Source organism: Larsenimonas rhizosphaerae, from assembly GCF_023700005.1.
GTDB classification, from domain to species: domain Bacteria; phylum Pseudomonadota; class Gammaproteobacteria; order Pseudomonadales; family Halomonadaceae; genus Larsenimonas; species Larsenimonas rhizosphaerae.
Genome location: NZ_JAMLJK010000002.1, coordinates 1 through 14,307, shown reverse-complemented (window position 1 = coordinate 14,307; position 14,307 = coordinate 1). Strand labels below are relative to the sequence as shown.

Annotated in this window: 12 protein-coding genes and 1 rRNA gene; 10 read left to right on the top strand and 3 right to left on the bottom strand. The window is 56.4% G+C overall.

Going from position 1 to position 14,307, the window contains the following annotated elements; genetic code table 11:
* The first annotated feature begins 39 nt into the window (after window positions 1-39).
* The 7 genes from NAT21_RS10055 (at window position 40) to NAT21_RS10025 (ending at window position 8,167) form a co-directional block, all read left to right on the top strand.
* Window positions 40-816 (top strand): DeoR/GlpR family DNA-binding transcription regulator, encoded by a 777-nt coding sequence (locus NAT21_RS10055; RefSeq protein ID WP_250938117.1) that lies wholly within the window; start codon window positions 40-42, stop codon window positions 814-816.
* A 38-nt stretch (window positions 817-854) separates the two neighbouring features.
* Entirely contained in the window at window positions 855-2,693 is a 1,839-nt protein-coding gene (glmS, locus tag NAT21_RS10050) for a glutamine--fructose-6-phosphate transaminase (isomerizing) (RefSeq protein WP_250938115.1), read from the top strand.
* A 146-nt stretch (window positions 2,694-2,839) separates the two neighbouring features.
* Entirely contained in the window at window positions 2,840-3,700 is an 861-nt protein-coding gene (gene pdxY, locus NAT21_RS10045) for a pyridoxal kinase PdxY (protein WP_250938113.1), read from the top strand.
* Between the two features lie 3 nt (window positions 3,701-3,703).
* Complete coding sequence (locus NAT21_RS10040) at window positions 3,704-4,579, top strand: DUF72 domain-containing protein (protein WP_250938111.1); 876 nt, start codon at window positions 3,704-3,706, stop codon at window positions 4,577-4,579.
* 308 nt (window positions 4,580-4,887) lie between these two features.
* Window positions 4,888-6,261, top strand: a complete 1,374-nt coding sequence (locus tag NAT21_RS10035) for a sodium-dependent transporter (protein ID WP_250938109.1) — start codon at window positions 4,888-4,890, stop codon at window positions 6,259-6,261.
* A 198-nt stretch (window positions 6,262-6,459) separates the two neighbouring features.
* Complete coding sequence (locus NAT21_RS10030) at window positions 6,460-7,275, top strand: motility protein A (protein ID WP_250938758.1); 816 nt, start codon at window positions 6,460-6,462, stop codon at window positions 7,273-7,275.
* Window positions 7,256-8,167, top strand: a complete 912-nt coding sequence (locus NAT21_RS10025; RefSeq protein ID WP_250938107.1) for an OmpA/MotB family protein — start codon at window positions 7,256-7,258, stop codon at window positions 8,165-8,167. Before NAT21_RS10030 ends, NAT21_RS10025 begins: the two co-directional genes overlap by 20 nt.
* 14 nt (window positions 8,168-8,181) lie before the next feature.
* Here NAT21_RS10025 and NAT21_RS10020 read toward each other — a convergent pair whose 3' ends face one another.
* Complete coding sequence (locus NAT21_RS10020; RefSeq protein ID WP_322974134.1) at window positions 8,182-8,394, bottom strand: PA3496 family putative envelope integrity protein; 213 nt, start codon at window positions 8,392-8,394, stop codon at window positions 8,182-8,184.
* 239 nt (window positions 8,395-8,633) lie between these two features.
* Here NAT21_RS10020 and hexR point away from each other — a divergent pair, with 239 nt between their 5' ends.
* From hexR to phoU, 3 genes are all read left to right on the top strand, one after another.
* A complete protein-coding gene (gene hexR / locus NAT21_RS10015) occupies window positions 8,634-9,497 on the top strand; it encodes a transcriptional regulator HexR (protein WP_250938105.1) in 864 nt (287 codons plus the stop codon).
* Between the two features lie 78 nt (window positions 9,498-9,575).
* On the top strand, window positions 9,576-11,774 hold the full coding sequence (gene uvrD / locus NAT21_RS10010; protein ID WP_250938102.1) for a DNA helicase II: 2,199 nt from the start codon (window positions 9,576-9,578) through the stop codon (window positions 11,772-11,774).
* A gap of 100 nt (window positions 11,775-11,874) precedes the next feature.
* The gene (phoU, locus tag NAT21_RS10005) at window positions 11,875-12,597 is read left to right on the top strand and encodes a phosphate signaling complex protein PhoU (protein WP_250938100.1); all 723 of its coding nucleotides are present in this window, start codon (window positions 11,875-11,877) and stop codon (window positions 12,595-12,597) included.
* Window positions 12,598-12,689: 92 nt separating this feature from the next.
* On the opposite strand, the gene glmU is transcribed toward phoU, so the two are convergent.
* Complete coding sequence (gene glmU, locus NAT21_RS10000) at window positions 12,690-14,048, bottom strand: bifunctional UDP-N-acetylglucosamine diphosphorylase/glucosamine-1-phosphate N-acetyltransferase GlmU (RefSeq protein ID WP_250938097.1); 1,359 nt, start codon at window positions 14,046-14,048, stop codon at window positions 12,690-12,692.
* A gap of 159 nt (window positions 14,049-14,207) precedes the next feature.
* Window positions 14,208-14,307 (bottom strand): 5S ribosomal RNA (rrf, locus tag NAT21_RS09995); the annotation flags it as partial.

Sequence of the window (14,307 nt, the reverse complement as noted above, 5' to 3'; positions counted from 1 at the left end):
TCAAAATATCTTTCGAAATGAAACATCGGGAGTCACACCGTGGCAGAAGTACTTACCAGACGGAATACGCCCCAGCGTCGCCGGCACATCGTTGATTTTGTGCATGCACGGGGTGAAGCCAGTGTGGATGAGCTCGCCCGGGAATTTCATACTTCCGAAGTCACGGTTCGCAAGGATCTGGCCGCGCTTGAAACCAACGGCTTGTTGCTGCGTCGCTATGGCGGCGCAGTTCCCATTCCGAAGGAAATGACGGAAAGTGCCCCCCTGCTTTCACAAAGAAAGAAGGCGATTGCCCGGGAAGCTGCGCGCCATATCCGGGATCACAATCGACTGATCATCGATAGCGGCAGCACCACAGCGGCCTTGATTCCCTGGCTCGAGAAATCAACCGGTCTGGTCGTCATGACCAACTCACTGTCGGTTGCCAACCAGCTGAGAATGCTGGAGCGGGAACCCACACTGCTGATGACCGGGGGCACCTGGGATCCTCACTCGGAGTCCTTCCAGGGGCAGATTGCGGAACAGGTCCTCAAGGCCTATGACTTTGATCAGCTGTTTATCGGTGCCGATGGTATTGACCTGCACCGCGGGACGACCACATTCAACGAGTTATTGAGCCTGTCGCGGGTCATGGCCGATACCTCACGCGAAGTCATCGTCATGGCGGAGTCCGAAAAGGCCGGCCGCCGGATCCATAATGTCGAATTGCCCTGGGCGGCCATCGACATTCTGGTGACCGATGAAGAACTCGGCGATGACGCCGAAAAAATTATTGCCTCTCACGGGGTCCGTGTCATTCGGGCCGCCATTGACTGACTAATCCAGTTAAACGATTGATAACAAGGAGTGTTTCCATGTGCGGTATTGTCGGCGCGATTGCGCAACGTTCAGTACAGAATATTCTGCTTGAGGGCCTGAAGCGCCTCGAGTACCGGGGTTACGATTCGGCTGGCATGGCCATTTTCGATGCCGAAAACACGTTGCAGCGCAGCCGCGCCATGGGCAAGGTCGCCGCGTTGGAAGAAAAGCTGGAACAGCAGTCCCTGAAGGGGCAGCTCGGCATTGCGCATACGCGCTGGGCAACCCATGGCAAACCGTCCGAACATAATGCCCACCCCCACCAGTCCGGCGACAAGCTGGCAGTAGTACACAACGGCATCATCGAAAACCATGAAGCCCTGCGTGAAGAGCTTGAAGGTCAGGGCTATGTATTTACCTCCGAAACGGATACGGAAGTCATCGCTCACCTGCTGTCTCGTGAATACGACAAGACGCAGGACCTGCTGACCGCTGTACAGAACATTGTCAGTGGCCTGGACGGCGCCTATGCACTGGGCGTTATTCATGCCGACCAGCCCGACACCCTGATCGGTGCTCGCAAGGGCAGCCCGCTGGTCGTTGGCGTGGGGATCGGTGAAGCCTTCCTGGCGTCTGATCCGCTGGCGCTTTTGCAGGTTACCGACCGCTTCATCTACCTGAAGGAAGGTGATGTAGTCTGTCTGCGTCCGGAAGGCAGCGTGCAGGTCTTCAGCGAACAGCGTGAAACGGTCTCTCGTGAAGTCATTACCTTCGAACACGGTGACGGTGCCGCATCAAAGGGCAATTATCGCCACTTCATGCTCAAGGAAATTCATGAGCAGGCATCTGTCATTGCTTCAACACTTGAAGGCCGACTGGGCGAGCGCCACGTTCTGACCCACTGCTTCGGTGCCGATGCCGACAATCTGCTGGGCCAGGTCAAGAACATCCAGATCGTGGCCTGTGGTACCAGTTATCACGCAGGTATGGTGGCACGCTACTGGATCGAGAAGCTGGCCGGCATTCCTACGCAGGTCGAAGTGGCCTCCGAATACCGCTACCGTGAAGTCGTGGTTCCGGAAGGCACACTGTTCGTGACCCTGTCACAGTCCGGTGAAACGGCTGATACTCTGGCCGCCCTGCGCTACGCCGCCAGCAAGGGTGGTTATCTGGCCAGCCTGTCGATCTGTAACGTCCCGGGCAGCTCACTGGTGCGTGAATCCGATCTGTGTCTGATGACCCAGGCTGGTCCTGAAATCGGCGTTGCCTCGACCAAGGCCTTCACATCCCAGCTTATCGCCATGATGCTTTTGACCCTGTCACTGCGCATGGTGCGTCAGGGTGACGACCAGGTTCAGGCCGATATCGTCGCGGCACTGCGTGGTCTGCCCGGCCTGTTCGAGAAGGGACTGGCCATGGATAGTGCGATCGAAACCCTGTCGGCCGCCTTTGCCGAAAAGCATCACGCCCTGTTCCTGGGACGTGGGCCGATGTTCCCGATCGCTCTGGAAGGCGCGCTCAAGCTCAAGGAAATTTCCTACATCCACGCAGAGGCCTACCCGGCTGGCGAACTCAAGCATGGTCCGCTGGCCCTGGTCGATAACGACATGCCGGTCATTGCCGTGGCGCCCAATGACGAACTGCTCGAGAAGCTGAAGTCCAACCTGCAGGAAGTACGTGCACGCGGTGGTGAGCTGTTTGTCTTCGCGGACGAAAACGTCCACCTCAAGGAAGGTGAAGGCATCCATATCATGCGGATGCCGGCTGTCGAGGAACATATCGCACCGTTACTGTACACCCTGCCGCTGCAGCTGCTGTCCTATCACGTTGCCGTGCTGAAAGGCACCGACGTTGACCAGCCGCGCAACCTGGCAAAATCCGTAACTGTCGAATAAGACCGTTCAGGCGGTGCCCCTTTCGGGGCACCGCCATCTGCTGCATCGCTTCCCCTCTCTCCCCTCCCGTTCTTCAACGATTGAGCTTCACCCGTTACGGCTTTCAATGCATAGTAGGTGACTCACTTTCAGCCTGACTTGTCCTTATGCCCCATCTTCTGTCGCTTCAAAGCCACGTCGCCTATGGGCACGTAGGCAACCGCGCTGCCGTCTTCCCGCTGCAACGCCACGGTTTCGATGTTACGGCGATTCATACCGTCCAGTTTTCCAATCACACCGGGTATGGTGCGTTTACAGGTGACGTTTTTTCACCGGCCCACCTGATGGATGTACTGAATGGCATTGAGGCCCGCGGTGCCCTGAAGCACATGCAGGCATTGCTGACCGGGTATCTGGGGGATGAGCGCACTGGCGATGTAGCACTTGAGGCATTGACGCGTATACGACGCCATCAGCCTGATGCCCTTTATTGCTGTGACCCGGTCATGGGAGATACAGGGCGCGGCTTTTTCGTCAAACCCGGCCTGCCGGAATGGATTCGTGATCATGCCATTGCCCGTGCCAGCATCATCACGCCCAACCAGTTCGAACTGGGCTTTCTGGCCGACAGAACCATCGCATCACGCGGTGATGCACTGGCCGCGGCCGCAGATCTGCGTGCCAAAGGACCAAAACAGGTAATTGTGACCTCGCTGGATGTGCCCGAACTCCCCGAGCACCATATTGCAATGCTGCTGGACAACGAGGAAGGCAGCTGGGAAGTCATGACGCCAAAGCTTCACTTTGATACCCCCCCCAATGGGGCCGGTGACGTTACATCCGCGCTTTTTCTTGCCCACATGCTGAAAGGGGCTTCTCCGGAGCAGGCGCTGGCGCAAACAGCCTCATCGGTCTTTGCCATTTTCGAGGCGACCTTCGCAGCCGGCGAGCGCGAACTTCAGTTGATCGCAGCCCAGGATCGTTTACTGACCCCGCCTCAGCTTTTCCGCGCCGAGCGTGTGCGCTAGATCATGGCTATCGAGCCCGCTTCGTCCATTCCGCTGTACCTGGGCCTGCCGATGTGGTCTTTCGATGAGTGGAAAGGGTCCTTTCTGGCACGCCACACCCCCATGCAATACGCACTGGAGGAATATGCCAGCGTCTTTACTGCCGTAGAGGGTAATACCACCTTCTATAGTGGGACACCTGCCGAACGGACACTGCAGCAATGGGCAGAGCGTACTCCGGATCACTTTCGGTTCTGTTTCAAGCTTCCGCAGTCCCTGACTCACGAGGAGCGGCTGGCTGTTCCACAACACTGCCTCGACTTTCTGAACGCCATCCGATTGTTGATGCCAAAACTTGGGCCCGTCATGATTCAGCTTCCAAGGGACTTCGGCTGGCAGGAACTAGGGAAACTGGAACGCCTGCTCATTCAATGGCCTCCGGATATTCCCTGTGCCGTAGAAGTACGCACACCGGAATTTTTCCACAAGGGAGAGGCCGAACGTGCTCTCAACCGATTGTTGATAACTTATTCGGTTGATCGAGTGATGCTGGATGTTCGTCCGTTGTTTTCAACACACGATGATACCAACCGAGCCTTGACAAAAGCACAACAGGAAAAACCGAAACGCCCATTACACGTGCTCTCCACGGGAAATTCTCCGATTATCCGCTTTATCGGCCATTTTGAAAGCGAAGCAAATACTCACTTTTTCACCCCCTGGATTGAGCAGCTTGCCCTGTGGATAAATCAGGGGAAAACCCCTTATCTGTTTTTACATACACCTGACAATCGACGTGCGCCCGAGCTGGCCAGAGAATGCTGGAATCGCCTGTCCGAGCATCTTGCGCTGACACCCCTGCCTCGCTTTCCGGCAGAGCAGCAAACCTCGCTGTTCTAGAATGATCTCCACATGACGCGACAAGGCCGAGCCTGAACGGCATGGTGTTACGCCACGAGGATTCGGCCACTGCCTGGAATGTGGTTTACCTCTTAAAGACTGTGGCCCGCTTAACGTATACTCCCCGTGTAGCCTTGCGAACCAGCTCGGAGCAGACCACCTGCTCGCGAAGTGCGATCATCATCGCCATCGAAAACGTCGCAAGCGTCGCCGCCCTGTAATCCAGGAGGCATGGCGAGCGGCATAACAACCATAAAAGCCATTGCCGGCTTCGGCAGGCAATACACGCGATTATTCAGGGTGATTCAATGCCTCAAAAATCCCATACCCATGCGCAGTGGTCCTCACGCCTTGCCTTTCTGCTGGCCGCCGTAGGCTCCTCGGTCGGACTGGGCAATATCTGGAAGTTCCCTTACATGACCGGCGAAAGCGGCGGTGGCGCGTTCGTGGTGGTCTATCTCATCTGTATTGCACTGGTCGGACTGCCGATCCTCATGTCGGAGTGGCTGCTGGGCCGGCTGGGTCAGAAAAACCCGATGTCCTCCATGCAGAAGATTGCCGGACGCATGAAGCGCTCCCAGTCCTGGGGGCTGGTCGGGTTGGCGGGTATCCTTGGTGCCTATCTGATCCTGTCGTTTTACAGTGTCATCGGTGGCTGGGCCCTGGCGTACATCAAGTACGCGGTCACGGACACCTTCAGTACACTCGACGGTGACAGTGTAGGCAGCCTGTTCGGTAACCTGCTCGGCGATCCGAGCACACTGCTCCTGTGGCATAGCGTCTTCATGATCATGACCGTGGGCGTTGTAATAGGTGGCGTTGCAGGTGGCCTTGAGCGTGCAGCCAAGACATTGATGCCGGCACTGGTGGTTCTTCTGGTGGTCATGGTGGGGTACGCAGCCACTACTGATGGTTTTGCCGAAGGTGTGCGTTATCTGCTGCTGCCTGATTTTTCCAAGTTGACCGCGCAAACAATACTTGCCGCCATGGGGCATGCCTTCTTCACCCTGAGTCTTGGGATGGGCATCATGATGGCATACGGGTCATACCTTTCCGATGACGTCAATATTGGCCGCACCGCGGTCATCGTGGTCTTCATGGATACGATCATTGCTCTGATGGCCGGCATGGCCATCTTCCCCATTGTCTTCAGCAACGGCCTGGATGCCGGCGCAGGCCCCGGTCTGATCTTCCAGACCCTGCCTCTGGCCTTCGGCCACATGTCCGGTGGATGGCTGTTCGGTATCCTGTTCTTTGTACTGCTCGTGTTTGCCGCGTGGACATCATCCATCTCCCTGCTGGAGCCGGTTGTCGAATGGCTTGAAGAGAAAACCTCGATGAACCGCAAGGGTGCCACCATTGCCGCCGGTCTCGCGACCTGGGCGCTGGGGCTCGCCACTGTGCTGTCGTTCAATGTGTGGTCGGATATCCATCCGCTGGGTATTTTCGACAAGTTCAGTGGCATGACCATCTTTGACCTCCTGGATTACGCCACCAGTAAGGTAATGCTGCCGTTGACCGGACTGGCTACCATTATCTTTGTAGGCTGGTTCATGCAGCGTGATGAGCTGAAAAGCCAGCTCAATGTCTCCAGCGGTGCCTTCTCGCTGTGGTACGTAACATCACGGTTCGTGGCCCCGATCGGGGTAGCGGTAGTGTTTGTATTCGGCCTGATCAACTAGTCAGCCGCTCTAAAGGGTTGATGGCAGTGTGCCGATAAGGCCCTGTTGTCGGCCCTTTTTCTTTGCCTTCTCCCTGCCCGTGCCCGAGTACGCTGGTGCCATGATTATCTTCGGTCATCATTTACTGAAGGGGCACGGGCCACCATGTCAACCAACGCTGTAACCTCCTCACTGGCTAGCAGGTTCAAACGGCTGCCACTGAACCCCTCGACACTGATCGGACTGGTAGGCGCTGCGGCCCTGCTGATGGCGGTCCTTACCTTCGGTGCCGAATCACCGCTGGCATTTCTCAATATGCCTGGTCTGATGATTGTGGTCATCGGAACACTGGCAGCCACCTTTTTAAGCTATCCCCTGCGCGAACTCTCGCATGTTGCCAACGTCATCCTGATCGTTTTCCGCAAGGAAAATGATCATGTTCAGGAAGATATCGGCGAGCTGGTCAACCTGTCCCGACAGTGGATGCATGGCCAGGGGCGAAATATTGAAAAAATGCTGGACCAGACCCGTAACCCGTTTCTGAAAACCGGCATCAGCCTGGTCATCGACAATATCAAGGAAGAGGAAATCGTGGATCTGATGCGCTGGCGCATTTCACGATTGAAGGCGCGCGAGCGTGGTGAAGCACAGATCTTTCGAACCATGGCCGCCTATGCACCAGCCTTCGGCATGCTGGGTACCCTGGTGGGGCTTATCAACATGTTGAGTGTGATGAAAACCGGCGATATTGCAGTCATCGGGCCCAGCATGGGTATCGCGCTGCTGACAACGTTCTACGGCATCCTGCTGGCCAACCTGGTATTCAAGCCCATCGCGGTCAAGCTGGAGCGTCGCACGGAACGCCGGGTCATCGCGATGAACATGGTGGTAGAAGGTGTATCAATGATGTGCCGTCGGCGTTTGCCCTCGTTCATTGAAGCCACCCTGCAGTCCTTCATTGAAGAATATCGCGACCAGGATGAACTGGGTGAGCAACGCCGTTCGGGAGAACCCCATGTACGCGAAGCGCGCTGAGGTTCCGGAATCCCTGTCGATCCGAACCCCGGCCAGGCGCCGGGACGAGCTGGCAGAGGACTTTGATGACAGCTCGCTGGATCAGGCAGGCTGGTTGATCAGTTACCTTGATGTGCTGACACTGCTGATCATGCTGTTTGTCATTTTGCTGATGTTCAATCGGCCTGTGCCGGATATCGAACCGGAACCGGTCAGCATGGCGGCTGCCACCGGCGGAATCATGCCGCTTCACAGGGGCATCCAGCCCATGGTGAATGGTGAAATTGTCGGCCCACCCCGCTCGGTCACACCGGTGCAGGACCCTGCCATGTCAACCGGGACTCTCGCAGAGGCCGCCACACCGCTGCCGCCGGCACCTGACCTGACGCTCACGCCGGAAGCTCTCATGGCCGTTGGTCGTGTCACTGGCCCCATGCCGATGGTCGCTTCCGCTGCCCCTGCCACTGACAACAACGATGGCATGCGAGTAATGGACCAGCTCAAGGATGTGCTGCCGGTACTTGATGGCGTAGTCGTGCAGCCAACCCCACAGGGAATCACATTCAGGATTCAGGATCGTCTGCTGTTTTCAAGCGGTGACGTGAGCATTTCACCGGAAGGTGAGCGACTGTTGACGCAACTGGTACCGGCTCTGGAGCGATTCAAGGGATCTATTTCGGTCGAGGGGCATACGGACAGCCAGCCCATTTCAACGGAACGTTTTCCGTCCAACTGGGAACTGTCAACTGCCCGCGCCAGCGCTGTACTGCGCCTGCTTCGAAATCGCAATATTGCAGGCGACCGATTGCGCGCCGTTGGCATGGCATCCACTCGACCGCTGGCAGATAACGACACGCCAGATGGCCGAGCAGAAAATCGGCGCGTAGAGCTGGTGCTCAAGGCATTGCCCTGAGATGGAGGGTGTCGTCAGGGTGAGCCGGAATGATGCGTCAGTTCATCACCGCGAATATGGCGCTCGAGTCGTCGCTGTTCGCGGTGAAGCTCGATCCCTCGCCGCGCCTGGTAGTATCGGGTAGCGGCCCTTTTGGCCTTCTGCTGGTGCCGCTCGGCTTCAACTGACATGAAAATGTCGAGAAGCTGCGTCTTGATGGAGGAAAGCTGTTCATCTTTATGCATCATCAATCACTCCCTGAAGGGGCCTAAATCAATGAGTGCCGGCGATGACGGCAGGCTATACAGATCATACCAACGTCCAATCCACATATTAGCCTAACGCTGAGGCCCGATTCGCAGTACCATGCGTCGCATCATCCGGACTTTGCCAACAACTCACATTTGGTGAGGTGCTGCAACATTACTATAGCGTTATTGACACTATAATGACGCCAACGACATTAACGTATGTACTGGGAGTTACCGTGAGTCTTGCCCTGTTTGATGAGCTAAGGGACCGCCTGCCTGACTTCAGGCGTTCAGAACAGAAAGTAGCCCGTTATGTGCTGCGCCATCCCGATGAAGCCATCCACATGCGCATTGCCGACATCGCCAAGAACGCAGGCGTCAGCGAACCGACGGTCATCCGTTTCTGTCGCGCGCTGGGCTGTGACGGCTTTCAGGATTTCAAGCTTCGGCTGGCCCAGATGCTGGCAACCGGTGCGCAATACGCTCAGTTTTCGATGGATGACAGCCATGACGTTGGGCAGTTCACCAATGGCATCTTTGATTCAACCATCGGCATTCTGCTGTCGGTAAGAGACAGAACCGACCCGGAAGCTGTCAGCAAGGCCATTCAGGCACTGACACTGGCCAATCGGGTCGAGTTTTACGGCTTCGGTGCCTCCGGTGCGGTGGCTTCCGATGCCCAGCACAAGTTCTTCCGCCTGCAGGTATCAACCGCAGCCTATGCCGACCCTCATATGCAGAACATGTCAGCGGTCACGCTAAGCGCGGGAGACGTCGTGGTGGCTATTTCTCAGACAGGCCGTACCAGCTCACTGTTGAGTAGCGTGGATCTGGCCCGGGAAGCCGGAGCGACGGTGATCGGACTGTGCCCCCGCAACTCGCCGCTGGCCAATGCCGTCAATATTCCGCTGTTCATTGATGTACGCGAGGACAGTGAAGTCTATACCCCGATGACGTCACGCATCGTGCATCTGGTGATGATCGATATCCTGGCCGTGGGCGTGGCCAAGTCGAAAGGCTCTCAGCTGGATGACAAGGTACGCGCCGTGAAACGCAGCCTGGCGCCGCTTCGTGTCCCGGAAGGCAACAGCGGCCACTGACGGGTGGGTCACGGCAGGTCACAGGTGGGTATGATAAAGTGGCAATCACATTCCCTCTTCTGCCGATGACCTCTTGCCATGGATTCACAGCCTCTTCTCGACTCGCTTAACCCCGAGCAGCGCCGTGCTGTCAGCGCGCCTCAGGGCAATGTACTGGTACTGGCCGGGGCCGGTTCCGGCAAGACACGTGTACTGGTTCACCGTATCGGCTGGCTGATGCAGCACGAGCGGCTTTCGCCCTATGCCATCATGGCCGTGACCTTTACCAACAAGGCCGCTCGTGAAATGCGAACCCGCCTTGAGGCGCTGCTGGATGTGTCATTGCGCGGGATGTGGGTCGGCACCTTTCACTCCATCTCACATCGTCTGCTGCGCACCCATTGGCAGGATGCCGGCCTGCAGGAACATTTTCAGATCATCGACATGGATGATCAGCTCCGTCTGATCAAGCGTCTTGTGCGTGAGCACAATGTTGATGAGGAGCGTTTCCCTCCCAAACAGGTGATGTACTTCATCAGCGGCTGCAAGGAAGAAGGCATGCGTCCGGCGCAGCTGGATGGCCACGGTGACAGTTACATGCAGCAGATGATCGAGCTTTACGAATTCTATCAGGCCGCCTGTGAGCGCGGTGGTCTGGTGGACTTTGGCGAGCTGCTATTGAGAAGCCTGGAGCTGTTGCGTGATAACCCCCGTCTGCTGGCTCATTACCAGGACCGCTTCGCTCACCTGCTGGTCGATGAGTTTCAGGATACCAATACGCTTCAGTATGCCTGGCTCAAGCTGCTGGCAGGTTCGCGTGAGTGCCTGACCGTCGTCGGCGACGATGACCAGTCCATCTACGGCTGGCGCGGTGCCAAAGTTGAAAACCTGGAGCGCTTTCGAGACGAGTTTGCCAATACGGATCTTGTGCGTCTGGAGCGTAACTATCGCTCGACCAACGTGATCCTGGACGCCGCCAACCACCTGATTCGCCAAAATGGCGGTCGTATGGGGAAAGAGCTCTGGACGGATGTCGAAGATGGCGAACGCATTTCGGTCTATGCCGGCTTCAATGACCTGGACGAAGCCCGCTTCATCGTTGACAGTATTCAGAAACATGTCAAAAAAGGCATGAGCCGTCATGAAATAGCCGTGCTGTATCGTTCCAACGCTCAGTCCCGCGTTATTGAAGAAGCCATGATCAGAAGCGGCATGCCTTACCGGATTTACGGGGGGCAGCGCTTTTATGAACGTCTGGAAATCAAGAATGCGCTGGCCTATCTACGGCTGCTGGTCAACCGTGAAGATGATGCCTCGCTGGAACGCGTCATTAATGTTCCCGCACGCGGTATTGGCACAAAGACCATCGAGCAGCTGCGTCATGTGGCGCGGGAACAGCAGATTTCCCTGTGGCAGGCGCTCACCAATGCGTCATCGCATGGTGTGCTCAGGGGCCGGGCCGCCAATGCAGTCAGCCAGTTTGCCGATCTGATCGATACCCTTGATAACGACACGGCCGGCATGGCACTGCATGAGCAGATTGATCACGTCATTACCCTGAGTGGCCTGATAGAACACCACCAGGCAGAAAAGGGCGAGAAAGGGCAGGCTCGAGTGGAAAACCTGCAGGAGCTGGTCAGTGCAGCACGCAGCGTGGCCCTGGCGGATCCGTTCTCAACCACGGATGACATGCCCGAAGCCGGTAATGGTCTGGGGCAGTTTCTGTCCGAAGCAGCGCTGGATGCCGGCGACCATGAGGCCGGTGAATTCGAGGACGCAGTCCAGATGATGACCCTGCATTCTGCGAAGGGCCTGGAATTTCCGGTGGTATTTGTCGCGGGTGTAGAAGAAGGGCTTTTCCCGCACAAGATGTCCATGGAAGAGCCAGGGCGCCTCGAGGAAGAGCGTCGTCTGTGCTATGTAGGCATTACTCGGGCCATGTCACATCTTTATCTGACCTATGCTGAAATGCGTCGGCTGCATGGCAAGGAAACCTATCAACGGCCCTCACGTTTCCTGCGAGAGCTGCCGGAAAATCTGCTTGAAGAAGTACGCCTGAGGGGACAGGTATCACGGCCCGTCTCCCAGCGACCTGCCCCGGCACGCCGCAGCATGACATCCAACCCGACCCCTGACAGCGGCCTGAGCCTTGGGCAGCGCGTTCGTCATCCCATGTTTGGCGAAGGCATCATCATTGATGCGGAAGGCAATGGGGATCGAGCGCGCGTTCACGTCAGCTTCGAGGATCATGGCGACAAATGGCTGGTGCTGGGTTTTGCCAGGCTGGAGCCTGTCTAGACTGTCATCATAACGTCACACCTGCCGGGTAGGATCAAGTGTCGCCAGCGTGGCGTCACTTTTTCTACTTCACTCCTTATTCAGTGCACCAGGGAGCGCCATGGACATCACCAGTGGTCATCACAGTCAGCATATTTCGCGTCAGTTCAACAAGGAACTGGATGCTCTGAAAACCCACTTGATGGCCATGGGTGGCCTCGTCGAGAGACAGGTGCAGGATGCCACCACCGCACTGCTCGAGGGGAATGGGCATCTGGCAGAGGAGGTCTGCAACAAGGACCATGACGTCAATGCCATGCAGTTGCAGATTGATGATGAATGCACCCAGATTCTGGCTCGACGTCAGCCCGCCGCATCCGATCTGCGTCTGGTGCTCGCCGTTACCCGTGCTGCTTCCGACATGGAACGTATCGGTGATGAAGCCAACAAGATTGCCCGACATGCCCTGTCATTGATTGATGAAGGTTATCAGACCAACGGGTTCATCGAGGTTCGGCGTATCAGCCAGCAGGTACGTGACATGCTACGCAATGCGTTGACGGCCTTTGCCCGTTTCGATACCTCACTGGCTCTCAATGTGTTGCATACGGATGAGTCGGTAGACAGTGAATATCGAAGCTCCATGCGCGCATTGGTAACCTTCATGATGGAGGACGCCCGCTCGATCGGTCCGATTCTTAATATCATGTGGGTGCTGCGCGCTCTGGAGCGTATTGGTGACCATGCCAATAACCTGGCCGAGTCCGTGATCTACCTGGTCAAGGGGCTGGATATTCGTCATACCGCACTGGATGAACTGGACGAGAAGGAACTGGACAGCTGATCATGCTCGCTGTCTGAATGGACGAATATATACTGCAGACATGAAAAAGCCGGGCATCATGCCCGGCTTTCAGATTGTACTACCTTCCCGGTTTACTTCCTGCTCGGCCGCTGCCAGTCATTTTTCTCAACCTGACGCCCACGAGCAATTGCAAGAGCGTCATCGCTGACGCGTTCGGTGATGGTAGAGCCTGCGGCAACCGTGGCACCCTTTCCAATTGATGCAGGTGCGACCAGCGCAGAGTTGGACCCGATAAAGGCATTATCGCCAATCTCGGTCCGGAACTTGTTTACACCGTCATAGTTACAGGTAATGGTGCCTGCGCCTACATTGACGTTTTCACCCAGTGTCGCATCGCCTACGTAGCTCAGGTGATTGATCTTGCTGCCTTCGCCAACGTGTGCATTCTTGGTTTCAACAAAGTTGCCTACTCGTGAACCGTGCTCGAGTACGGTGCCCGGCCGCAGGCGCGCAAAGGGGCCGATGGCAGCCTTGCCATTGACCTGAGCCTGCTCGATGACACTGTGGGCGGCAATGACCGTACCAGCCCCGATACGAGAATTTGAAATCAATGTGTATGGGCCGACTTCAACGCCATCTTCCAATACGACATCACCTTCAAAGATACAACCCACGTCAATCTTGACGTCCTGTCCGATCGAGAGCGAGCCTCGAACATCGATTCTGGACGGATCAGCGAGGCTGGCACCATTGCGCATCAGTTCATCAGCCTGCCCCTTCTGGAAAATACGCTCCAGACCAGCCAGCTGAAGTCGGTCGTTGACCCCTTGTACTTCATGCTCGGAGGCGGGCTCAGCCGTCTCGATGGCAATACCTTCGCTGGCGGCCATCGCAATGATATCCGTCAGGTAATATTCACCCTGAGCATTATCCGAGGACAGCGCAGGCAGCCAGGTTTTCAGCGAGGCAGCCGTGGTTGCGAGAATACCTGTATTACATTCACGGATCGTTTTCTGAGCATCGGAGGCATCCTTTTGCTCCACGATGGCAGTCACGCGATTATTGCTGTCACGTACAATTCGCCCATACCCGGAAGGATTATCCACCGTAACGGTCAAAAGTCCCAGATGCTGATCATCTACCTTGGCCATCAGGGCCTTGAGAGTTTCCGGCTGAATCAGGGGTACATCACCGTAAAGGATCAGAACCTTGCCATCACCCAGCTGGTCCAGCGTCTGGGCCACGGCGTGGCCGGTTCCCTTCTGTTCCCGTTGCAGTGCAAATGTAACCTGTTCTGCTGCCAGGGCCTCTTCAACACGCTCGGCACCATGACCGACTACAACATGCAGGCGGACATCATCCATCGCTTTTGCAGCCGCCACAACATGGCTGACCATGGGCTTGCCGGCGAGAGGGTGAAGTACCTTGGGAAGAGAAGACTTCATACGGCTTCCCTGCCCGGCGGCGAGGATGACAACATCGGTAGTCATTATGAGCAATGCTCCTTGCTTAGTGATTCAATCTAGATGTAGTACCAGTGTATCAGAATGATATGACAGTAGACTTGACAGTGATGAGCACTGCACCGCTGTTTTTTTGAGCCATAAAAAAAAGCCCCTGGTCGTATGACCGGGGGCTTTGGTATAGATGCCTGACGATGACCTACTCTCGCATGGAGAAGCTCCACACTACCATCGGCGCTAAGCTGTTTCACTTCCGAGTTCGGCATGGGATCGGGTGGTTCCGGCT